This is a genomic window from Abyssibacter profundi (genome assembly GCF_003151135.1).
GTDB lineage: Bacteria > Pseudomonadota > Gammaproteobacteria > Nevskiales > OUC007 > Abyssibacter > Abyssibacter profundi.
Genome location: NZ_QEQK01000006.1, coordinates 177,408 through 200,621, shown reverse-complemented (window position 1 = coordinate 200,621; position 23,214 = coordinate 177,408). Strand labels below are relative to the sequence as shown.

Genomic DNA, 23,214 nt, shown 5'->3' with positions numbered 1-23,214 from the left:
TCTCGGCCATTCCAGTGGCGGCCTGCCGGCCGCAACAGGCATCCATGCACATCACCCCACTATTGGCGTCCAAACGCCGCGGTGGCGGTGGTATCGGCATCCATACGCAAACGGCAATCGGCCATCGGGTCGGCGGCGCAGCTTGCCGGCGCGGTCCAGCCGTCGAAGACATCGTCGGTACTCAGGGGCGTGGCCGATAACGTGACCTCGGTCCCCGGCGCGTACCGGGCCTGGCAGGACCCCGCCCCGGAGTCGCAAGCGAGCTGCAACTGGTTGTCGGAGACCTGACCCTGCCCCTGGCCGGCGAACGTCACCGTGAGCACCACCTCGTTGCTGGATACGGCCGGATCGTAGAATTCCAGCGTCACGTCAATCGGGTGATTGATGTTGCTCACGGTGCAATCCTGGCCCTCCGGTGTGCCCTGGCAGGCGCCACCCCAACGCACGGCGTGGGCGCTGTCATCCGGGAAGGCGAACAGCATGACGGTACTGCCGGCCGCGTAGGTCTGCGTGCAGGGCGAGCTGCTGTTGTTGCAGATCAGTCGCTCGTCATAGTCCCCTGCCGAACCCGACAATCCTGACACCGTCAATGTCAGCGGATGATTCTGAACGGTGGGCCGGAAGGTCGCCGTGACCCGGGTATCTCCGGATATCTGGAACTGGCAGGTGGGGCTTGCAGCGGCGAATGCACAGTCTCCACCCCATTCGACGAACTCGTTGCCCTCGAAGGCGCTGGCTTCCAGCGTCACCCGGTCTCCGTCGGTGTAGGTTTCCTGGCAAGGGTCGGTGCCGGCTTCGTCGGCCTCACAGTTGAAGATATTGCCCGTGCCATCGACAGCGCCGCCGTTGCCTACGACCTCGACCGACAAATCGAAGCGCTCACCGAACGCCACGCCAACCTCGGTGGGCTGATCCATGGTCACGCGACAGATGAAGCCGGTTTCGCCCGCACAGGCTCCAGTCCAGCCAACCAGGCCAAAGTCCGGTGCAGGCGTGGCCGCCAGTTCAACCTCGGTGCCCAAGGCGTAGGCTTCATCACAGTCGCCGCCGGCATCCGTACACGCGATACCGGCTGGCGTGCTGTCCAGCCGGCCCGCACCGGCCACAGATGCCGTGAGGTTGGCCGCGGCGCTGAAGTTCACGCCGACCTCGGTGTTCTCTGTGAGTGCCAGGGTGCAGCGGCTGCCCTGCGTGCCCAGACAGGCGCCACTCCAGGACTGAACGCCCTGCCCCTGGTCAGGCTGTGCGATGAGCGTGACCTGGGTGCCGGTGGGCTGTTGCAGGCTGCAATCAGCCGCCACCGGCTGATTCCCATCACAGTTGATGCCTGCCGGCTCGCTGACCACGCGACCGCCGCCGCCGGCTGCAACCGTCAGCGTCGGCTGCGGCGCGAAGATCACGCGACCGTAGGGCCGTTCATCAAACGCCATGGCCACCCGGCACACCGATGGCACGGCCCCCTCCAGGCAGTCCAGATTGACCCATCGCGACAACTCGTAGCCATCCGCCGGCTGCGCGGTCAGTGCGACCACATCGCCGTCTCCGTACTGCCCCTGACAGGCCTCGAAGCTGGGCGGCATGGCGGGGTCTCGGGCATCACAGTCGATCAGTCCCTGATCGTCGGTCACCTGCCCACGCCCCCCCACGGACAGCGTCACCACGGGACGCCGAGGAAACCGCGCCACGGCCAACCCGCCCCGCACGTCGATGCGGGCCGTCTCGGTCCGGGTGAAGCTGCAGGTCGTCCCATCGGGGCAGTTGGCCGACGGGCCATCGCGCTGCTCGCGCACCGACCAGCGAACAGCAACCGGCTGACCATCGATCATGGCCTGCATTTGCAGGGTCTCTTGAGCGCCCACGATCACCTCGCAGCTGGCCTCCGGCGTGCAGGTCTGCCCATCGGCCGTCACCTGCGATCCGAGGTCGCCATCCACGTTGATGCGCAGCCGGTAGCGACAGCTATCGAGATAGTCTTCGGTCTCACCCAGTTCGAAGGTCGAGCTGGCCAGCGCCTGGCGCTCGTCGATTGGCGCCGCCGTCAGCATGAGTCGCGTGTAGCCGCTGGTGTGCCCGGATGCGCCACTCGTGGTCGCCTGACCGCTGGGAAGATCGAGCCGGAGATAGGCGCTGGCCACAGCGCCCGGCCCCCAGTTATCGACTGGAATATTCCGCCCTGTCCACTGGCCCTGGGTGCCGAAGTCCACGCCCAGCCCCTCATCGCCTTCGATATCGGCGAGATTACCGAAGACCTGGACGACCTGCAGATAACCGCGTCGATCGAAGCTGCGATTGCGGTTACGCCGATAGCTCGCCTTGACCCAGGTCTGCGATCCACAAAACAGGATGCCGTCGTCTGCAGAATCGGAACGACGCGGTGCCTGCTCCCCCGACACGAAATCGCCCAGCCAGAGATCGTCGTAGGCCAGCGGACTGGCTGGTGTCACCGTGGGCCGTAGATGGCGCTGTTCCGGGGCGGCGGGCGCATCGTTGTAATCGGGTGGACCCAGGCGGTGAAAGCTGACGAAGCTCCAGCAGCTGAAGTGCGGCGCCTGAAACGCGACCGTCAGCGGACCAGCGTACGCGCCGGCCGTAATGTCAGCCAATGCGGATTCGGGCACCGGCTGGCCGTTCGCGTCCTCTAACCGGCCGGGGGATTCGCTGCGCCAGAGGCCGCGGCTCTCGTCAAACGACACCATCGCCACCTCGATGATGCCGGTGTCGGCTTCGGCATCCTCAAGCAGTCGCAAATCGGCCGTCGACACCGTGACGCGCACCTGCAGCGGTGGCGTGAACTGGGTGACCGGATCTTCGGACACATCGGTGGCGCTGAACCAGACATGGCCCAGCCGGGCAAAGCTTTCGTCGGCGGTCACCGGCTCGCCCGGAAAACTGTCTCCGTCGCTGCCTCCGTAGGCCCGGGCGCGCAGGGCGGTCACCTGCGAAGGCAGACCCTGGATCTCCAATCCATCGCCACGGGCCTGATCACCCACGATGCTCAGCGCCGATGCCGACAGATCAGGCAGCACGATCGTCTCCAGTGCGCCGCGCCCCGGCCCGGTCAGATCCGCGAGTCGGCCGCCGGTGGCCTCCGTGCCCTCGGCAAATCGCGCCTGAACCGAGACGTAATAGCTGCGCTGGCCATTGGTGTTCAAGCTGTAACGGCCCTGCTCGTCGGTGGTGCCAGTGGCAACCAGCGTGTCATCCGCCACCGAGCGCAGCATGACCGGTGCGTTCGGCACCGGTGCCCCGCTCTCCAGCTGCACCGTGCCCGTCACCCTGTCAGGCAAGGCGACCGGTGAATCGGTCTGTGCATCCTGCACGGTAATGGTGCTGGAATCGCAGCCCAACAGGGCGGCAGCCAGAACAGCGGTCAAAATCCATCGATACATCACATGCTCCCTGTGTCCCCGAAGCCAGGCCGCATCCTCAGCGGCAATGGGGGTCAGTGAGCTATGCGGAATCGGCCTGGAGAAGCGGACACGCCGGCCTCAAAACGGTGTCAGCAGTGGTCGGGGGCGCCCTGCCCCAGATCCAGACGCGCCAGCTCCAGCCGGCTATCGACGCCCGTTTTCTCGAAGATATGTGATAGGTGTGATTTGACGGTCGCCTCGCGGATGCCGCATCGCTGGGCGATTTCGCGATTGCGTAAGCCCTCGCCAACCAGCCGGACAATCTCACGTTCGCGTGGTGACAGGGTCTCGGCGGCTGCCTGACGGCTGCTTTGCTCGGCCAGCACGCTGTCGATGGCCTGACCGAAGGACTTCATCTCGATCCAGCGCTCACCTGATGCCACCTTGCGCAGACAGGCCTCGATGACTTCGGCCGGCATGGTCTTGAGCAGCACACCGCGAACACCGCGACGCATGGCGCTGACCACGGTGTCCGCCTCCAGGCGGTCGCCCATGAGCACACATTGCAGCGAGGCTTGGCGGTCTCTGACCTGCATCAATACGTCGAGGCCTCGACGCCCAGCAAGGTCCTGGTCGATGAGCAAGACATCCGCAGGCTGATCGGCGACCGCCTGGGCCAGGGTCGCGGGATCCCCTGCCTCGGCGACCAGTTGAATGTCCTCAGTCGCGTCCAGCATGAGACGCAAACCTCGCCGGAACAGTGGCTGGGCATCGGCCGCGATGACCCGAATGGTCTGACGTGAAACAGCTGAATCGCCCACCGCCAACGTGACGCCCTCCGGGTTCTTACCCCAGGTTGTTAGTTTCGCACCGTCAAGGCGCGCTCCGGCGGTCAAGCGTAGCGCAGATCAGCGTTTACGGAGCGCTGAACACGCTGCGCGACCGCCAGGCTCATCCAACTTCGGATAGAGCCAAGCCCACCCCCCAGCGGATCACAATTCCACCCCCCGAGGCATGGGCAAGCCGGTCAATGCGCGGACAATAAGGGACACTCACCCGATTGGAGTGCAGCATCAACCCCCATGGATCGTCGTCGCACCACCCGCCGGATGATGAACGTCACCGCACTGGCCAATGGGCGGACAGTTCGGCTGCTCGACATGAGCCGCGGCGGCGCGAGGTTCCGGCCGGACAGCGCGCCAGATCTGGCGGTGGGTGACTCCGTTGAGCTGGATGTCGCAACCCGTGACGCGCTGCATCCGACGATTTTGCATTGCATGGGTCAGGTGCTGCGAACAGAGCAGCACGCCGGACAGACGGTCTGTGCCATGAATTTGCGGTCGATTCATCTTGATGACCCGGCCGCTGCCTTGGCCGTGCTTAGTCGCTTCCAATCCAACCCAAATTGATCAGATACAGGGAGTACGATCTATGACGAAGCTCATTACAGTCATTGTTCTGCTTGCCGGCACAGCGCTGATGGTTCTTTCAGACAGCAAGCCGGCGGACGCACAGCGCGATGAACTCGAATTGCATGTCGCGCTGCCCGTTGCCGACGGAAGCACCCAGGCCTTGCAGTTCAATGTCCGGCCAGGCCAAGCGCTCACCGAAACCAATGTCGAAGCCGGCTCAGTGGATGGACAATTGCACAACAAGGCCTATCGAATCGAGGGCCGGTGGGTGAGTGAACGCGAGCTCATGCTCGAAATCCACGTCGCGACGACCACCACGTATGAAGACAATCCCGGCACGGTCAAATGGTCGCCTGAGGTCGAATTCGTGCGTCACGACCTGTCGGTCGCTCCGGTGAGAGCGAACGTCGTGGAAAGCCCGAGACACCACGCTCCCGGAGGGATTCCGAAGGCAGTCCTGATTCGTTACCCGAACAAAACGCGGACGTAGTGAACCAACGGGGTGGCGACGATACCCACGGCACGCATTCAAGCGGGCTGCGCCACCCCGACCTGAACTACGCGTCCAGCCCCTGCCGCTGCGCAAACCGCAGCAATTCCATTCGACTCTTCAATCCCAGCTTCTCGTAGATGTTGTGCAGGTGCGTCTTAACCGTTCCTTCGCTGACATGCGCCTGACGCGCGATTTCCTTGTTGCGCAATCCCTTGGCCACCCACGACACCATTTCGATCTCTCTGGGGGACAGCAATTCTGCGAGCGACTCCGAAACATCCTGCTGTTCGATGATCTGCTCCACAGCGTCGGCGAAGGACTGCATCTCGATCCAGCGGCCTCCGGCGATCACCTTCTTAATGCACGCCAGGAACAGCTCGGATGGCATCGTCTTCAATACCACCCCGTCTACATGACTGCGCACGGCATCAATTGCCGTCCTGGCATCGATCTCGGCGGTGAATAAGACGGTCTTCAACTCAGGGTGATCTCGTCGAAGCGACTGGATCAGGTCGAAGCAGCGACTCTGCCCGAGTCGCTGTTCGATGATGAGCAGATCCGGACGATGCAGGCGCATGGCGCGATGCAGTGCAGCCTCTGACAACGCCACATCGACCACCTCCAGACCAGCCTGATCTTCCAGCAGAGCCCGGGTACCATCGACCAGAATCGGTTGTGGGTCGGCGAGCAGAATACGTGCCCGCTCGGGCGCCGCGTCGCTGTCGAAGCTCAGATTGTCTGATTTGGTCACCGGGTTCGCTCCCCTGTTTCTTGTTGCCGCAGCTTAGCATGCTGCGATGCGGCAACCACCCGTGACCAGCCGGATGCTCATGCTCGCAGATTCCGTCGAAAGGGTATTCCTGCAGACCGCTGACAGCACAGCCAGACGAACCGTGTTCCCCCCTAACGGCAAGGTCGATCTGTAGCGGGAGCACGCGGGCACCGGGGCACGATCCACACCAGCACCTCGATGCCACCCATCAGTGATCGCCGTCGCCCACGCGACACGGCCACCGATCCGGGTGCCCGAGCCCCTGACGCTGATTCCGGTCGGCCCTGTAATCGCTGACCACGCAGACACAGCAGCGTAAGCATTGCCACCGCCCCGCGCATCATGGACAATTCACCGCAACAAGGGGCGGTAGCTCAGCTGGGAGAGCGTCGCGTTCGCAATGCGAAGGTCGGGAGTTCGATCCTCCTCCGCTCCACCATCTCATTCGGCTGGGTTCCCGGTCGCTCAGAACACGCCCGCTTGCCGCGGGCGTTTCTGTTTAGATGTCTTAGCGACCCACGGTCGTCCCCGCGGGAGCCGTCAACTGGCATCGCCCATCTGGACACGACCAAAGAGCTGCGTGGCCGAAAGCGGACCGCGCAGGGCCGTTTCCAGCGGCTGGGGTTTGTGTCGCAGAAAGCCCTGGATGTAATCGATACCCATCTCACGCAGCGTGTCGGCGATCTCCTCGGTTTCAACAAACTCGGCGACGGTCTTGACCCCGACCACCTTGGCGATGTCGGCAAAGCAGCGAACGGTCGCGGCATCCAGCGGATCGTCTAGCAGGTCACGAATGAACTGACCGTCGATCTTGATGACATCGACCGGAATGGCTTTCAGGTAGCCGAAGGTGGCGGCGCCTGCGCCGAAGTCGTCCAGGGCCACGCGGACACCCATGGCCCTGACCTCGCGCACGAACTCCGCCGCCTCATCGAGATTGCTCACCGCCACTGTTTCGGTGATCTCCAGGCACAGACGCTCACGCACGCTCGGATCAATCGAAGCAAACAGCGATAGCGCAAATACACGGAACGTGGGATCGCTGACAGAATTACCGGACAGGTTGACCGCCAGGGTGGCGACAGCCCACTCCTGGCTGTGGGCCGCCAGCCAGCCGACCGTGCGGTAGAGCACCTGCTGATCGATTCGCGTCGCCAGGTGAAACCGCTCTGCGGCGCCCATGAACAAGGCTGGGGAGACCATCCGGCCATCCGGTTCACGCAGTCGGATGAGCACCTCCGCGTAGGCTCCCTGCTCGTCTGATGGCGACAAGGCATCGATGCGCTGCGCCCACAACTCAAAGTGGTCGTACTCCATGGCCTGTTCGAGGCGGGTGGCCCAGCGGATGTCCGCCCGGCGTGCCTGCAGCAGGGCATCTTCCTGCTCCCAGAGATGCACGCGGCCACGTCCTGCCTCTTTTGCCGAATAGCAGGCAGCATCAGCGGCCTGTAAGACCTGCTCTGCAGACTCCCAGGCCACATCGATCATGACCGCACCGATGCTGGCGCCAACGCGAAAGCGCTGTTCTGACTCGACGAAGCGGAACTTACGCAGTTCGGAGACCATCTCGGAGGCGACTTCCATCAACCGTTTGGACGAGCACTGTTCCAGGATGACGACAAACTCATCGCCGCCCGTGCGGGCGATGAAATCGCCTGCGTCCAGACAACGCTTGAAGAGACGGGCCACCTGCTTGATCAGCCGGTCACCGGCGCTGTGACCGCAGCTGTCGTTGATGATCTTGAAGTCGTCGAGATCGATGTACAGCAGGCCATGCGAGGCCCGATCATCGCGGGCCATCGGTACCAGCTGATTCAGTCGCTGCTCGAACTCGCTGCGGTTATGTAGACCGGACAGTTCATCGAACGCCGACTTGCGATCCACCTCGCGCGCCAGCGCGCGCTGCTCCGTGACATCGCGGAACACGATCACGGCACCTTTGATCTCACGGTCGCGATCCAGAATCGGAGTCGTGGTTTCTTGAATGCCGCTCTCGGCGCCGCTGCGGGCCACGAGCACGGTCTTGTTCTGGGCGTGAACGGTCGTGCCGCTTTGCAGGCACAGCGTCACGGGGTTAGTCGCCGGGGCGGCGCTGTCGCCATCAAAAATGCGGAAAACGCTCCCCACGTCCACACCCCGCGCATTTTCGGTTGTCCACCCCGTCATGCGTTCTGCCACGGGATTGAGGCTGGTGACCTGACCCCGGGCGTCACAGGTGATGACACCGTCATCCAGCGCCGCCAGGGTGGCGCGCAGCCGCGCCTGGTCTTCGTCCAGGCGCGCATGCAAGCGGTGCGATTCGGTGATGTCCTGAAAGATACCGACCAACCGCTGTCCACCCTTGGCTGACGGTTCCCGCTGGCCGATGGCCCGAATCCATGCAGGCTGACCATTGGCTCGGACGAATGGGAGTTCCAGATCGTAGGGCTCGCCCTGCGCCTGGCAGTGTTCGATGGCCTGTTCCAAGGTCCTGCGCGCCGGCCCCGGATAGAAATTCAGCGCCGTGTCCACGCTCGGTAGCATGCCGACTTCCAGACCATGGATACGGAACACCTCATCCGACCAGTGCAGGTCACCGCTCTCCAGTTCCAGCTCCCAGCAACCGATCGAGGCAATATCTCCGACGCGATTCAGGCGTTGTTCGCTGTCCCGGCTCCGTGCTTCCTGATGGATGAAACCGGACATGTCGATGCGCACGCCCGTCAGAACCCTGGGCCGACCGCTGTCGTACCACTCGCTCACATGGGCGCGATCCAGCACCCAAACCCAGTCGCCCGAAGCGTGACGGACTCGGGTCAGACGCTCGTACTCCGCGCTGTCTCCGCCCGCCACACGGCTCAGCAAATCTGCCGTCTGGCCAAGCTCGGACGGGTGATGCAGATCCAGCCAGCTGTGCACGTAAAGCGCGCCGTTGTGCGGCAATCCAAGCATGGACTCCCAATGCGAGTTGACCCGCATGCGCTCGGCATGGACATCCCACTCCCAGGTGCCGATGCCGGTGTCGTCGACAGCACGCAGCAGCCGGCGCTGGCTGATGCCCTCCGGGGTCTGCGGCTCGGCTGAAAGCGGTGTATCGGCCGTTTCGATCCGGCGCGTTGCCGCCTGGGCCAGAAGCGTCAGCGTTTCCATCTGCGCATCGCTTAGCGAGCCAGGCTCGCGGTCGATGACACAAAGCGTCCCCAGCGCAACCCCGCTCTCAAGAATCAGCGGCACGCCGGTGTAGGCACGGATTCCGGGCTCACCCAGCACGAGGTCGTTGTGCTCGAAGCGTGGGTCGTCGAGCGCATCTGGAACGTCCAGCGGCTGCTCGTGGAAAACAGCATGCGCACAGAATGAAACTTCGCGCCGGGTCTGCGACGTGTTTTGCAGACCGACATTGGCGATGAAACGCTGCCGTCGCCCTTCAACAATCGAGATCAAGGCGATGGCGCGGCCGGTAATCAGTGCGGCGGTGCGCACCAACGCATCAAGCTCGGCGTCGTTGCCCCGCTGCAGAATATCGAGTTCGGCAATGACACGTCGCCGCTCGGCTTCGTTGAACGGAATGGGAGCACTCATGATGGGCCACACAGGTCGAGTTGAGATGATTCAGTTGATACTCAACACCTGATCAACGCAGTGTGAAAGCCGGCGGCACAGTCGACGAACGGTTGCCCGCTCCTCCTCGGTGGTTAGACGCCCAGTAGCGAGACCGCGAGTGTTCGGCGATGTGACTGCGCCCGAAACTCCCAGACGAAAACCCCCTGCCAGGTCCCCAGTTGCAACTGGCCTGCGATAATGGGGATGCTTAGCTGACACCCCGTCAGCACGCTGCGGACGTGCGCCGGCATGTCGTCCGGCCCCTCCGCGGTGTGAACAAAGCGTGTATCACCGTCTGGGACCAAGTCCCACAGATAGCGGCGCAAATCCCTCTGCACGTCCGGGTCGGCATTTTCGCAAACGATCAGCCCCGCACTGGTGTGACGCAGCCAGACCGAGCAAAGCCCCTCGGTGATAGGCTGCTGTGCAACCCAGCGCTCCAGTTCGGTCGTGAATTCCACCAGTTGGCCGCCGCGGGTTTGCAAGGACAAAACGGTACTCGCGCTATGCATGGTCGACTCGGACAATCAGATCAGGCTCCGACTGTCAGGCGTCTGTCGGTGTGGACGCAAGCCGCCGACCGCCATGACATACCCGTCGATGCGCAGGACGGACACCGCAGACAGGCACGTCTCAGGTCTCTGCTGCACGCCCTGATGCTCGCCGCGACTGCCGCATGCACCGCCGCCGAAGGCTGGCAAAGCCAGCTGCTCACAGGCAGCGACCGGCATGGCTGGACGCCACACGCCGTTGACCTGGGCGGCCGCAGCTGGTCGCTGCCGGACTTCTCATACGCCGGCTACCGACAGGGAACCGTGGCACTGGGCAACGCCGTGGCCTGCCGCGTGATGCGATTGGACGGCGAAGACGGCGAGGACATCAGCGCTGCATTGACCGCGGGCATTCGCGAGTTGGCAAGAAACGGCGGGGGTATCCTGCGCCTGCCGGCCGGGCAGTTTCGCCTATCTCGGTCCATCGGGATCGACGCGTCGAACATCGCCATTGAGGGGGCCGGCAGCCAGCGCACACACCTCACCGTTGCGGCGCGGTATCAACCTCGGGACCCCTGGGACGAGGGGGTGTTCTCCTTCGGACGCAATGCCCCCGACGGATGGCGTCAGGGCTGGTGGAGCCAGGCCCCTGAAGTCACGAGGCTTGCGGAAGCCGTGGAGGCCGGTGACGAGATCATCCGGGTGACGTCCGGACGAAGCCTGCGACCGGGCCAGTGGGTCGCCCTGACCCAGGCTCTCTGGCCTGCCGCCTCTCGACGCTGGTCAGGTGGGGACTGGCCCGCCTTCGACCCCGATCAGCGCCCGACCGGACACGACCGCCTGTTCACATTGGTCTACTTGCGGATGGTGACCGATGTTGACGGCGACCGCATTCAACTCGATGCGCCACTGCCCTGGCCCATGGACCCGGCGAACAATCCGATTCGGTTGGTCGCGCCGGATCAGGGCCAGGCGCGCATGCTTGAAGACGTCGGATTGTCCGGACTCAGTGTCAGCTTCGAAGCGGCTGACGGGCCCGAGCGTCCACGGGGCAGCGCCGTTGTATTCGAGGGCGTCCGCAACGGTTGGCTGCATGACGTTTCGATCCACAACATTCGACGCACCGGGGTGCGCATCACCCACAGCGCCCGTGTCACCGTCCGGAACACACTGATCCGGGGCATGCAGGATGGCGGCGGTGGCGGCTGGGGCTACGGTTTCGATGTCTTCGCCGCGCAGGACATCCTGTTGCACGAAACGGTGACCGAATGGCTGCGCCACGGCGTGACGTTGTCGCGCCTGCCCACCTCGAATGTCGTGGTGTCGGGGCATCGCTCCATCGGCAGCACGATGGACGGGGACGATTCGCATCACAGCCCGGTTCAGCAAGTGTTGTTCGACCGGCATGAGGGCGTACGCGGGGCAGGATTGCGCATGGCGTATCGGGGCGACAAGAGCAATGGCGCCCACGAAACGCTGGCCAGCGGTGTCGTCTGGAATGCACGCGGAGATGACTCGCCCGGCCGGTGGTACGGCCACGGCGTGGTTGTCGACCCCCTGGACGTGGGATGGGCGCTGGTGGTGGGGGTGGCGCCGCAGCGCCGCGTATTTCAGGATGGCCGGCCACTCGGGCGCCCCCCGATGCGCCGCGTGCCCGAGACCAAGGACCCGCTACGCTTGCCTGCCCTGCCCGGCCGGAATCCTGGGCAGGCGAGCGGCAACGTGTACTACGAGGGAATCGGCCGGCCCGGACTGCAACCACAGTCGCTTTATACCGCTCAGCTTCAGACTCGAACGGGGCGGCAGGCGGCGCGTTACCGGGATGATTGTGGCCAGGGTGCGGCGCCCAGCCCCGCGGTCGAACGCACCGAACCGCCGCCTCGGACGCGCCTGTATGACAACGGTTCGGGCAGCGCCGTGGTTCGCCTCAACAACGCCCATGCGGGGGTGCAGGAACAACCGACCGATCAGCCCAACACGCCGCGGGCTGCGTGGATTCGCATCGAAGACCGTGCCGATGCATGGACGCCACTGGTGACGCTGCGTCACCCACGCCATGCATCCGGCCGGGTCGACTCCGTACGGTTGCTGCTTCGAACCAGCCGGCCAGCTCGGTTCCGGCTGCAACTGGCCGAACCCTCGCTGCCGCACGAAACCCGCATGGTCGGCAAGACCGCAACATTCGACGTCGCTGCCAAGCAGTGGACTTCCGTGAGCGTGCCGCTGCCCTCGCTGGACCATGGTGCAGTCTTCGACACCCTCGTGCTTAAGGCCTCCGGACAGAAGACTGGCGCAATCGTCGAGATTCGACGCATCGAACTCGAGTAATCGCCTCTATCGTTGGTCGGTACCCGGATCAGCGCAGGCCGCCTACACTTTCTACCGTCGCGCTGGCCGTTCATTCACCCCAGCGGCCGCACGAGCAACACGATTATGGGACCACACAAGAATCCATCCATCGGGTATCGACCGGAGATCGACGGCCTTCGCGCCATCGCCGTGCTGCCCGTCATCCTGTTTCACGGTGGGTTCGAAATCTTCGCCGGAGGCTTTGTCGGTGTCGACATTTTCTTTGTCATCTCCGGCTTTCTGATCACGTCCATCATCCTGTCTGATCTCGAGCACCAGCGGTTCTCGGTCAAGCGGTTTTACGAACGCAGAGCCCGGCGAATCCTGCCCGCCTTGCTGTTTGTTGTGCTGGCCTGCCTGCCGTTCGCCTACGCCTGGATGTTGCCGTCAGAGCTTGAGCAATTCGGCCAGAGCCTGCTGGCGGTCGCAACGTTTTCAGCCAATCTGTTCTTCTGGTCGACGCAGGCCTACTTCGGTCCGGCTGCCGAGTTGCAGCCCATGCTGCATACCTGGAGCCTGGCCGTAGAAGAGCAGTATTACCTGTTCATTCCACTGGCCCTGCTCTGGTTCTGGTCACTGGGCAAACGCCGGCTTTTCGGTCTGATCCTGCTGGCCGCAATCCTGTCGCTCCTGATCGCTGAATGGGGCTGGCGCCATGAACCCAAGGCAAACTTCTACCTGCTACCCACCCGTGCCTGGGAATTGCTGGTCGGCTCGCTGATTGCCTTCGCCCCACGCCCCACCGCGCTGGCTGGCTTCGGTGCTCGGACATTGCAGCAGTGGGGCCCGGTCGCCGGTCTTGGCCTCGTTGTCTACAGCCTGTTCTGGTTTGACGAGTCCACGCCGATCCCCAGCGTTTACGCATTGGCTCCGGTGGGCGGGACCGCGCTGATCATCGCAACCACCACCCCGGGGCACCCGGTCTCCCGCCTGCTGACCGCCCGACCGCTTGTCGCCATCGGGCTGATTTCCTATAGCGCCTATCTCTGGCACCAGCCACTGTTCGCGTTTGCGCGCATCCGGATGCTGGAGGAACCTGGCTTACTCCTGGCCACCGTGTTGTCACTGCTCAGCCTGGTTCTGGCTTACCTGTCGTGGCGATTTGTGGAAGCTCCGTTCAGACGTCGAAACTCGCCGCTGACCCGTGCACCGCTGATACCCGCCGCCATCACGCTGTCTGTTCTGGGCCTCGTGGGGGCGGGCTTCAGCCAGTTAGAGGGATTACCGAACCGGCTACCAACCGAGGCGCGCGTCTTCATCGACCGCTATGACAATTACCAGGACATTGCGAATGGTCGCTTCGGCCAGTGCTTTTTCGGTGAAGATCACGAAGGTCTGACGACACTGCGCTTCGAGCCCCAGTGCTACGGCACGCCGAACCTGCGTCGTTTCGTGTTGCTCGGTGACTCTTTCTCGGCACACTACTTGGCGGGACTTCAAGCACTGGTCAAGCCCGGTGGCACGGTCGCGCAGTTCAACATCTCCGGCTGCCTGCCCCTGCTGGAACTGCCTCGGGTATCCCCCCAGCGCTGCCGTCAGCTGAATCCCGAGCGTTTCGCCGCCTTGCGAAGCGATGATGTGGTGATTATCAGCGCACAGTGGCCGGCCACAGTGAAGCGGGCGGGCTCTTTCGAGCATCAGGCGCTGGACCAGACGCTGGAGAGACTCACGGCGCGCATTCCACCGGAGCAGATCGCACTCGTCGGTGCCAGCCCCCAGTGGCCCGGAGAACTCCCGGTGCGATTGATACGCGCCGACCTGCATCAGTCTTTGCAGCCGGGGGATAGACTGCATAACCCCACGGTGGAGCAGATGTCCGAGATCAATCGCGCCCTGGGGGCACTGGCCGACGCGCATGGCATCCGGCTGATCAATCCGCTCCAACGCCTCTGCAAAGACGATAACTGTCTGATCGCATTACCGTTCGAGGGTACGGTTGAATTGACCGCCTCAGATTATGGGCATCTCACGCCACCGGCGGCCCGGCATGTGCTTGCGCCCTTCATGAGCAGGTTCACACCGGCCCAGTCACTCAGCACGGTGACAACCGGGTCGGCTCAGGCCAGCATGTAGGAAAGCGCTGGTTGATTCGTTAGATAGGTTCTTCGACGCTGGGTCTCGGGACGGGCGTCGTGATCGACAAGCGACCGTCGTGATTTTTCCAGACGGACAAGTCCATGCCGAGCATGGTTTCCAGACGCTCGACATGGGGCTGGAAGCGCCTGGACAACTCATAGCGCGAGGCATCCGGAACCTGTACCCGCCAATGCGGATGCTCGGTTATCAAGCGCGGCAGGCGCCGCGCAATGCGCTCTTTCCCCAAAAACTTGAACGGCCCCTTGGAAAAATGAAGGCGAAAGTGGCTGCCCGCTGCATTCTGTCGCGCGTACAGCCCTTTCCAGTCTTCATAGCGGCGTACGCCCAGGTGGTCACACACCTGATCAAGTGTTTGCCGTTTTCGGTCATCGCGAAGTGAATCTTCGTAGATCAGGACCAGAATCTGATCGCGATGGACCTGACTGAGCCAGGCCTCCAGATGTTGGTCGTAGCGGCCCATCGACTCGATGCCCCACCGATCCGCGACATCCAGAATCGAGGTCCCTACCGACACTCGACCTTGGCGAATATGGTGGTAGTACGCCGACACCGCACGATCAACCGGATTACGCAATAGACAAATAAGCTTCAGGTTCTGGGCACCCAAATGCTCCACAATATTATGCGGAATAGGCAGCCCACCATGCCCAACTTCCCGACTGCATCCAAAAGTCCAAAGATAGTTCGGCGTGAACTCGCCGACGAGGCGGTTTTCAACTCTGGGAAATTGTTTGGAATACCACTCGATTCCACGGCGGAAGTTCTCAGGATGATCAAAGAAATGAACTTCTTTGTTCAGCGCGACGCCGATGTCCGGGTGCTGGGTCAACATGGCTGACAGCCATGTGGTACCGGCTTTCTGCGCACCGATGACCAGGAAATTAGGCAGACTAAGATCGGTCATAGCGCAGCCGGCTTAAACAAATTATCCTCACTCCCGCACACTACCTGTGCAGATTGTTTGATCTATTTTAAATATAGAAGATTGCTTCTGAAACTGCACTTCGATGAAGTTGAATGAATATATCACGTTCCAGCAAGCACGCTGCCGCCCACGCGTTCAGTCCCGATCAGACGCTCGCCGATTCTGCTGCAGCGTTGGCCCTTTGCGATGCATGCTCGGAAGACCGACCGGATTGTCCGGCCGTCCTGCGGTCAGTCGGGCGATCACGAACTTCGTGATCCACGGTGCATGACGCAGCCCGTCCGGCATCCAGCGAAACACCTCAAGTGCGCTGTTTCGCCTCAAGGCGCGCTTTAGCAGATCGATCTGGTATACCGCATCGATCTCGCGGCCATGGCGTCGCAGCCGGGCCGCAAGATCCTGCTGCCCTGTCTGCAGGGCGCGACGGAGCAGATCGTAGTTGCTCGCAGACGCGAAAGCTGCGTTGCGTAAGTGGTTGTCCGCGTCACGCGTAATCGACCCCTCGGAGCGGCGGTAGTAATACCCCGCCCATCCACCGCAGTGAATCGGCGTTCCAGACATCAGGATACGGGCATACAGATTGGAATCCTCACAGACCAGCAATGATTGGTTGTAGCGAAAGCCGTGTCGATGAAGGAATTCGCGACGCATGATCGGTTTGATATACCCAAAACTGGACACCCCATTGCGGGGGCGATCACTTTCAAGAAACCGGTCGAGATCCAGCTTGCCGAGCCGTTCAAGCATGTCCGCGTCGAATGCCAACGGGCCCGCCATCTCCTGGTGGGGGCCGCCATCGAGATACAGATTGTCTGCATAGGCGTCCGCATCCAGCGCTTCGGCGGCACTGACCATGCGTTCGAGTCGCTCGGGGTGATAGCGATCATCCGCATCGAGCACGGCCACCCAGCGCCCTTGTGCCGCCGCCAGAGCCACATTGCGCGCCGCCCCCGGCCCGCTTTGCACGGCCATGTTGAGCAACTGGATCCTCGGATCGGACTCGGCAGCGTGTCGGACTACCCTCGCCGTTCCATCCGTTGAATGGTCATCGACGACAATCAGCTCCCAATCGGCGAGCGTCTGGCTGCGCACCGACTCCAGTGCTTCAGCGACCGTTTGATCGGCGTTGCGCGCTGCCATGATGACCGACACCGTCGGCACCGCCGGATATGTCTTGGACCCGCTCACGATGGACCGACACGCCTCAGCAGGGGTTGGGCAGCACCGTCTGTCGCGGACAACTGACAACCGAAGAACGCTGCCAGCGTCGGTGCGAAATCCTGCGCCCTGATCACATCGCCCTGACCGTGGCCCGAGACCGCCGGACCGCTGAGTAGGTAAATTCCTTTGGGCGTGTGATCTCCCGTGCGGCCATCGACCGTCTCCTGCACGATGGTGCCGGTGGCCTCAGAATGCACGGCACGAATCGGCTGATTGCGGTTCCAGACCACCAGTAGATCCGGCAACGCTTCGAGATACTCGCCGTCGTAGTGGTCACGCGTCACGATGACATCGTCGACCAGCGGCTCGCCGGAATCCACGTTGATCAGTGCGCGAAGCTGTCGCTGCAGCCGCTCGGTGAGCGCCGGGTAGTCGGCTGGTTCCACACGACCTTTCGCCTCACGCCCTTTGAGGTTGATCCGGACGCCACCGCTAGCGTTATTGGCGTAGACCTCAAAGAATCTCCGTTCAGCATGATTGCCGAGGAACCGAGGTGGATGCAATTTGCCTTCGAAAGGCTTGCGCAAATGCTTCATGCGAGCACGCCACTCAACCGGCAAGGTCTGCCAGACCGCTCTGGCACTGGCCTTCCAGGATCGGCTGCGCGCAGCGGGCCGCCCCTGATCGAGGGTGAGCAGCACGCGATCTAGCAGGCCGGTCCCCGAGTACTGAGGGCCCATGCCGTGACTGCCGAACAGCATGACATTGGTCTGTTCACCCACCTCGGCCAGAATCTGCCCCAGCGCCCGATCGAATAGCCGATAGCAGTCGCGCAACGGCTCGCCCAGGGCGGCCTCCACCCTGGGGTCGTACTGGGGATGGCTACGGTCGTTGATGTGCCAAACGTGATGGCCGGTACAGTGCAGGTCGGTAAACACCGACATGGCCAGGTCCCACTGGCGTGTGCGCATCAGATGCACGGTCAGCTCGGCTTTCTTCTGCAACCGTGTCTGGTACCGCTCGATAAAGGCCCGGAGATCCTCGATCGACTCGGGCGCCTGCCGGTCACAGGACACGCCCCCCGTGGGGTCTGGACCAATGGCCGCAAGAATGTCATCAGCCACGGCTTCGGGCACCGTGGACAACCTGAACTGACGCCCGTCCGCCGGCACGTGACCGCCCCAGTCAACCACCATGGTGCCCCGCATCTCGGGGTCCAGTCGCAGATAAGGCGGATCGATCAGCAAACAGTCGACGCCCTGGTCCGACAGCTGGCGCCACACCGGAGGTGGCGTCTCATCGAGTTCGTACCAATGATCCCGATAATCGTGGCGGCCGAAGTACCGGCGGCCATCGTACTGCGGCTGTCGCCCGGGCAGGCGTCCGCTGTGGAACACCGGCCAGACGGCCCCCGCCTCCAGCGCATAGGGACTTTGTACCTCCCCCCAGCAGCTGCGGTCTCGCAGTGCAGCCAGATTCGGCAGATCGCCGGACTCCATCCATTGGCTGAATAGCTCGGGACTTCCGGCGTCGACGCCTATGATCAGCAACTGTTGTGTATTTGGCATGCTTTTCCAGCGTTATAGGTTCAGTCCTTGCGCCCCGGCCATCATGATGGCCGGGCGCGAGGCCACCGCGTGCGCCGGGCGTTGGCTTCTTCCTGATCGATACCCGCCCGGCGCGGTCTTGGACTCAATCGTTGACATCCCCTAGTCGGATGCATCGCAAGCTTAGGTCAGTCGGACCTGACCTGTCCTGCGTCCCCGCCTCGACTGGTATTCTGCCGCCCGTCAACAAGAGGAGACCCGTGCGTGAAACGACGTGAAATCGTATTGGGCGCCATGGGTGCGAGCGCCCTGGCCGCCTGCACCCAGCAGCGTGATTCCGCAGCCGAACAACCCGCCAGCTTTAAGCCGCTGGTGTGGAAAATGGTCACGACCTGGCCGCCGAACTTTCCAGCCCTGGGCACCGGCGCCAATGACCTGGCGAAGCTGATCACCACACTCTCGGCGGGGCGGCTGACGGTCAAGGTCTACGGCGCCGGTGAGCTGGTTCCACCCTTTGAAGTCTTTGACGCGGTCTCCAGCGGAACAGCCCAGATGGGACATGGTTCTGCCTATTATTGGAAAGGCAAGATTCCGGAAGCCCAGTATTTTTCGTCTGTGCCCTTCGGACTGACCGCGCAGGAGATGTCCGGCTGGCTTTATTTCGGCGGCGGCATGGCGCTGTGGCGCGAAGTCTATGCGCCCTATGGGCTGATTCCCTTTGACGCCGGCAACACCACAGTCCAGACCGCCGGGTGGTTCAATCGCGAGATCAAGACGGTGGACGACCTCAAGGGACTCAAGATGCGCATTCCTGGACTGGGCGGCGAGGTGCTCCGCCGGTTGGGTGTCACCGTGCAGAACATCCCCGGCGGTGAGCTGTTTCAGGCACTGAACCAGGGCACGATTGATGCCACGGAATGGGTAGGCCCGTACAACGACCTCGCCTTCGGGCTGCACAAGGCGGCCAAGTACTGCTACTACCCCGGCTGGCATGAGCCGGGTACGGTCCTGGAGTGCATGGTCAATAAGGCCGCCTATGAAGCGCTGCCGGCCGACCTGCAGGCGATCGTTGAAGCCGCCTGCCGCGTTACCAGCCAGAATATGGTGGCCGAGTTCACGGCGCGCAACGGCCGTGCCGTGCAGACACTGGCCACCGAACATGGCGCGGACATTCGGCCGCTACCAGCCACCGTGCTATCGCATATCCGACGGGTCGCAGACGAAGTGGCCCGAGAACTCGCGGCAGAGAATGCCGCGGCCGCCGCCATCTACGAATCGCTGACCCGCTATGGTGAGCAGACGGCACGTTGGACACAAATGGCAGAGGGCGCCTATTTGGCGGCGCGAGCGAACACGGCTTAATTCAACAGGTCCGGCAACCAGGTTGCCAATCCCGGCCATGCGGCCAACAGGCCCATCAGCACCAATTGGATCAGGATAAAGGGCAGCACACCTCGGTAGATCGCCGGCGTCGGCACCGATGCCGGAGCGACTCCGCGCAAGTAGAACAGCGCAAACCCGAACGGAGGCGTCAAAAACGAGGTCTGCAGGTTCAGCGCCATCATCACTCCGAGCCAGACCGGATCGACGCCCATTGCCAGCAGAATGGGACCGACAATCGGGACGACAACGAAGGTGATTTCGATGAAGTCGAGGATGAAGCCCAGCAGGAACATCAGCAGCATGACGGCCACGACAGCGGTCACCGTCCCGCCTGGCAGGCCCTGCAACATCTCCGCCACCAATTCATCGCCACCGTAGCCACGGAACACGAGCGAGAAGATCGAGGCGCCGATCAGGATCAGGAAGACCATCGCGGTGATCTGAGCGGTGGACTCGGCGCAGGCCTGCAGGTCTCGCCATCCCAGACGACGGCGCAGTACCGCAATCAGCATCGCACCCACCGCCCCAACGGAGGCGGCTTCGGTGGGCGTGGCAATGCCCAGCATGATCGAGCCCAACACGGCACCGATCAGCAGCACCGGCGGCAAAATGCTGCCCAGCACACGCCAAAGGGCCACGCGTTCAACCTCGGCCGCCGGCATCAGGTCAGCCCGGCGATAGGCCAGTATCAACAGCCAGAGAATATAAGCGGCCACAAGCAGCAACCCCGGCAACAAGGCGCCCATGAACAAATCGCCGACCGAGACCGTCTCTGGCGAGAATACGCCCATGCGAATCTGCGCCTGCTGGTAGGCGGAGGACATCACGTCGCCTAGCAGCACCAGCACGATGGAAGGCGGGATCAGCTGACCCAACGTGCCCGAGGCGCAAATCGTCCCAGTGGCGACGGTGGGGGCATACCCGGCGCGCAGCATGACCGGCAACGACAACAGCCCCATGGTGACCACCGTGGCGCCGATGATGCCGGTGGAGGCCGCCAGCAGCGCGCCGACGAGCACCACGCTAACCGCCAGTCCGCCCCGCACCGCGCCAAACAGGCTGGCCATGCCGGTGAGCAGTTGTTCGGCAACCCGGGAACGCTCGAGCACCACACCCATCAGCACGAACAGCGGAACGGCGACCAGCGTCTCGTTCATCATGATGCCGAAAATGCGATTGGGAACCGCCTGCAGAAAGGCCGGATCGAACACTCCCGCCACCGCACCGATGCCGGCAAATGCCAGGGCCACACCGGCCAGGGTCAGCGCCACGGGGTAGCCGGCCAGCAAGACGGCGCAGACCACAACAAACATGAGCACGGCAATCCAGCTCATGATGGCCGCCTCAACGCTGCCCAGGCCCGGAACGCAATCGCCAGCCCCTGGAGCATGAGCAGGCTGGCCGCGACGGGAATCAGGGTCTTGATCAAATAGACGCCGGGCAGCCCGCCCGGCTCGCGCGACCCTTCACGCACACGCCAGGCAGCGGCCACATAGTCCAGGCTTTCGATCATGACGTAGCCGCAGACCGGCCACAGCAGCAACACCGTGCCGATTAAATCGATCCAGCACTTTCGCCGCGGCGAGAACCGGCTGTAGAACACATCGACACGCACATGACCATCGGTGCCCAGCACCCAGGCCAGTGCCAGCATGAATAGCGTGGCATTCGCGGCCGTCAGCCCCTCCTGCATCGCCACCCAGCCCAGGCTCCAGCCGTAGCGCAGTGCCACGATGGCGAAGCACAGCAACGCCATGACCACCGCCATCCAGGCCGCGGTGCGCCCAATCCATGTGGGTAGAGCAGCCGCGTAGCCAGCGGCCCGTTCCAGCGCCGACTCCCTGGCGCGCGATTGATCGATCATGCGAGCTGGCGCTGCCCTCCGCCGTGAAGCAGTTCATTGGTGGCACTGGTACTCAGCTCGCCCGAACGCACCTGGCCAGGCCCTGCCGTCTTGAGCAGCGCCTCCAGCTGGCTGAGTGCCTGTTGCAGCACCGAATGCGATGAATCATGCCGGGTGAGCTGGCACTCAATCACGGCCGTGCTGATGGTGATATCGAATCGCTTATCGCCGAGTTCGATCGGCGTTTCGGAAACACGACTGGTCAGTTCCTGCATGACCGCATCGCCACTGCAGAGCCGGGTCGATGGCATGATGATCATGATTTCATCGCCGCCATACCGCCCGATCACATCGACCTGGCGCAGGCGTGAGCGCACGCCCTCGGTGATTTCACGCAGCACCTGATCACCCGCGGTGCGGCCGTGCGTCTCGTTGAACTGCCGGAAACCATCGATATCGAAGACCGCCATGCAAAACGCCTGCCCCTCACGCTGGGCGCGCTGCAGCTCGAAGCTGACACGCTCCATCAGCGCGGGCCGGTTGTAGAGGCGGGTCAACGGATCGCGCGTTAGCGTGTACGTGACGCGACGGAAGCGTTGGATGCGCCGCTGTACCACGGACAGGATCAACTCGGGGTCGTCGCCTTTCGAAAGCAAGGCATCGGCCCCCGCACGCAACGCGCCACGCAGCAGCCCCGGGTCGGTCACGCTGGTCAGGAATAGCACCGGGATGTCGAACAGGCTTTCGTGATGGCGCAGGATCTGCGTGAGCTCGATACCGTCGAGATCCGGCATTTGCATGTCCATCAGGACGAGATCCGGGCGGAAGTCCAGCAGGCGCTCCAACGCCGTCACCGGCTCGCTGATCAACGCCGTCCGGAATCCCGACCCCTCTAGCAGGGTCGCGTAGTACTGACCGATTTGCTGATCATCCTCGACAATGGCCACGCGGCCGTTCTCGACATAGGCCTGCTCGCCGCGGCCGGAGAACTGCTCCAGCAGCTGCGCCAGGGCCGTGACGTTAACCGGCTTGGTGAAGAAGGCGTCGGCCCCCGAGTCCACCGCCCATTGCCGAGCCCGGACATCGGTTCGCTGGGAGAGGTACACAAGCCCTGGCTTGTAGCGCAGCCGTGCCACCATGGCCTCGGCGATCTGGAAACCGTAATCCTCGCCCTCTGTAAACATCAGGTCCATGAGAATGACGGCGGGCCGGATCTTGGTCACGGCCTCCATTGACGCAAAGGGATCGGTGAATCCGGACACGTCGAACCCCACGGCCATGAGTTGCCGGCTGAGGATGTCGACCATTGCCGGATCATCATCGACCAGCACTACGCGCGGCATTTCGGTCAGGCGGTGTTCGTCTTCGTGACGCCCCTGCTCGGCATGCGGGTCGCCCGGCGGTGGCCGGCGGATGCAGCCATCGAGATCACGCAGCAGGCGATCAAAGTAGTCACCGACGTGATCCGGTGCCGTGCCGTGCTCGCGGAATTGCAACACCTGATCGAGCATGCGGGCGGCGTCGCCCAGTTCGGTGAATCCATAAGAGGCAGCGGAGCCGGCCATGCGGTGAACCAGCAGCTTGAACGCCGCCGTGCCCTCCTCGCTCCAATCGTCTTCAACCGCAGCCTGGTGCGCAGCCACCAGGTCCGCACGCTTTTTGGTGAGCGAAGCGTGGTAGCGCTGGACGAGCTGGGTGAGCGCTGCGCGGGCGTCTGCGTTCAACATGAGTTTGTTACTCGCATGAAATTGACGCGAGTATTTCAGCCTTGGGGTAAATCATCGGTGAAGCATGGCGGCATCAGGTCTACCA

Annotated in this window: 16 protein-coding genes and 1 tRNA gene; 6 read left to right on the top strand and 11 right to left on the bottom strand. The window is 63.1% G+C overall.

Annotation, left to right across the window (positions count from 1 at the left end; all coding sequences use genetic code 11):
• Positions 1 to 59: 59 nt before the first annotated feature.
• Both DEH80_RS08595 and DEH80_RS08590 read right to left on the bottom strand, forming a co-directional pair.
• Entirely contained in the window at positions 60 to 3,389 is a 3,330-nt protein-coding gene (locus DEH80_RS08595) for an InlB B-repeat-containing protein (protein ID WP_109720082.1), read from the bottom strand.
• Positions 3,390 to 3,499: 110 nt separating this feature from the next.
• A complete protein-coding gene (locus tag DEH80_RS08590) occupies positions 3,500 to 4,171 on the bottom strand; it encodes a LuxR C-terminal-related transcriptional regulator (RefSeq protein ID WP_165831375.1) in 672 nt (223 codons plus the stop codon).
• 261 nt (positions 4,172 to 4,432) lie between these two features.
• Here DEH80_RS08590 and DEH80_RS08585 point away from each other — a divergent pair, with 261 nt between their 5' ends.
• Together DEH80_RS08585 and DEH80_RS08580 are read left to right on the top strand one after the other, a co-directional pair.
• The gene (locus DEH80_RS08585; protein ID WP_109720080.1) at positions 4,433 to 4,759 is read left to right on the top strand and encodes a PilZ domain-containing protein; all 327 of its coding nucleotides are present in this window, start codon (positions 4,433 to 4,435) and stop codon (positions 4,757 to 4,759) included.
• A gap of 22 nt (positions 4,760 to 4,781) precedes the next feature.
• Complete coding sequence (locus DEH80_RS08580; protein WP_109720079.1) at positions 4,782 to 5,252, top strand: hypothetical protein; 471 nt, start codon at positions 4,782 to 4,784, stop codon at positions 5,250 to 5,252.
• Between the two features lie 67 nt (positions 5,253 to 5,319).
• Here the strand turns inward: DEH80_RS08580 and DEH80_RS08575 are convergent, their stop codons facing one another.
• Entirely contained in the window at positions 5,320 to 6,006 is a 687-nt protein-coding gene (locus DEH80_RS08575) for a LuxR C-terminal-related transcriptional regulator (protein WP_109720078.1), read from the bottom strand.
• A 384-nt stretch (positions 6,007 to 6,390) separates the two neighbouring features.
• Here DEH80_RS08575 and DEH80_RS08570 point away from each other — a divergent pair.
• Positions 6,391 to 6,466 (top strand) — tRNA-Ala (locus DEH80_RS08570).
• A gap of 101 nt (positions 6,467 to 6,567) precedes the next feature.
• Here DEH80_RS08570 and DEH80_RS08565 read toward each other — a convergent pair.
• Positions 6,568 to 9,585 carry an EAL domain-containing protein gene (locus tag DEH80_RS08565; protein WP_109720077.1) on the bottom strand — a complete coding sequence of 1,006 codons (3,018 nt, stop codon included), beginning with the start codon at positions 9,583 to 9,585 and terminating at the stop codon, positions 6,568 to 6,570.
• Between the two features lie 113 nt (positions 9,586 to 9,698).
• Complete coding sequence (locus DEH80_RS08560) at positions 9,699 to 10,118, bottom strand: secondary thiamine-phosphate synthase enzyme YjbQ (RefSeq protein WP_109720076.1); 420 nt, start codon at positions 10,116 to 10,118, stop codon at positions 9,699 to 9,701.
• A 144-nt stretch (positions 10,119 to 10,262) separates the two neighbouring features.
• Between DEH80_RS08560 and DEH80_RS08555 the strand changes: the two genes are divergently transcribed.
• The gene (locus tag DEH80_RS08555; protein WP_133249178.1) at positions 10,263 to 12,425 is read left to right on the top strand and encodes a Slp family lipoprotein; all 2,163 of its coding nucleotides are present in this window, start codon (positions 10,263 to 10,265) and stop codon (positions 12,423 to 12,425) included.
• Between the two features lie 105 nt (positions 12,426 to 12,530).
• Positions 12,531 to 14,519, top strand: coding sequence for an acyltransferase family protein (locus tag DEH80_RS08550; protein ID WP_207774540.1), 1,989 nt, complete (start codon positions 12,531 to 12,533; stop codon positions 14,517 to 14,519).
• Between the two features lie 19 nt (positions 14,520 to 14,538).
• On the opposite strand, the gene DEH80_RS08545 is transcribed toward DEH80_RS08550, so the two are convergent.
• From DEH80_RS08545 to DEH80_RS08535, 3 genes are all read right to left on the bottom strand, one after another.
• Positions 14,539 to 15,447 (bottom strand): sulfotransferase domain-containing protein, encoded by a 909-nt coding sequence (locus DEH80_RS08545; protein ID WP_109720074.1) that lies wholly within the window; start codon positions 15,445 to 15,447, stop codon positions 14,539 to 14,541.
• Positions 15,448 to 15,603: 156 nt separating this feature from the next.
• Complete coding sequence (locus tag DEH80_RS08540) at positions 15,604 to 16,656, bottom strand: glycosyltransferase family 2 protein (RefSeq protein WP_165831374.1); 1,053 nt, start codon at positions 16,654 to 16,656, stop codon at positions 15,604 to 15,606.
• Positions 16,653 to 18,197, bottom strand: a complete 1,545-nt coding sequence (locus tag DEH80_RS08535; RefSeq protein WP_109720072.1) for an alkaline phosphatase family protein — start codon at positions 18,195 to 18,197, stop codon at positions 16,653 to 16,655. The genes DEH80_RS08540 and DEH80_RS08535 overlap by 4 nt, the downstream gene beginning before the upstream one ends.
• 243 nt (positions 18,198 to 18,440) lie before the next feature.
• Here DEH80_RS08535 and DEH80_RS08530 point away from each other — a divergent pair, with 243 nt between their 5' ends.
• Positions 18,441 to 19,538 carry a TRAP transporter substrate-binding protein gene (locus DEH80_RS08530; protein ID WP_207774539.1) on the top strand — a complete coding sequence of 366 codons (1,098 nt, stop codon included), beginning with the start codon at positions 18,441 to 18,443 and terminating at the stop codon, positions 19,536 to 19,538.
• On the opposite strand, the gene DEH80_RS08525 is transcribed toward DEH80_RS08530, so the two are convergent.
• From DEH80_RS08525 to DEH80_RS08515, 3 genes are read right to left on the bottom strand one after another with little or no spacing between them, the layout of a single operon-like run.
• Positions 19,535 to 20,893, bottom strand: coding sequence for a TRAP transporter large permease (locus DEH80_RS08525; RefSeq protein WP_109720070.1), 1,359 nt, complete (start codon positions 20,891 to 20,893; stop codon positions 19,535 to 19,537). The two genes, DEH80_RS08530 and DEH80_RS08525, sit on opposite strands and share 4 nt — an antisense overlap.
• Positions 20,890 to 21,423 (bottom strand): TRAP transporter small permease subunit, encoded by a 534-nt coding sequence (locus tag DEH80_RS08520; RefSeq protein ID WP_109720069.1) that lies wholly within the window; start codon positions 21,421 to 21,423, stop codon positions 20,890 to 20,892. Before DEH80_RS08520 ends, DEH80_RS08525 begins: the two co-directional genes overlap by 4 nt.
• Positions 21,420 to 23,129 carry a response regulator gene (locus DEH80_RS08515; protein WP_109720068.1) on the bottom strand — a complete coding sequence of 570 codons (1,710 nt, stop codon included), beginning with the start codon at positions 23,127 to 23,129 and terminating at the stop codon, positions 21,420 to 21,422. The genes DEH80_RS08520 and DEH80_RS08515 overlap by 4 nt, the downstream gene beginning before the upstream one ends.
• Positions 23,130 to 23,214: the final 85 nt, after the last annotated feature.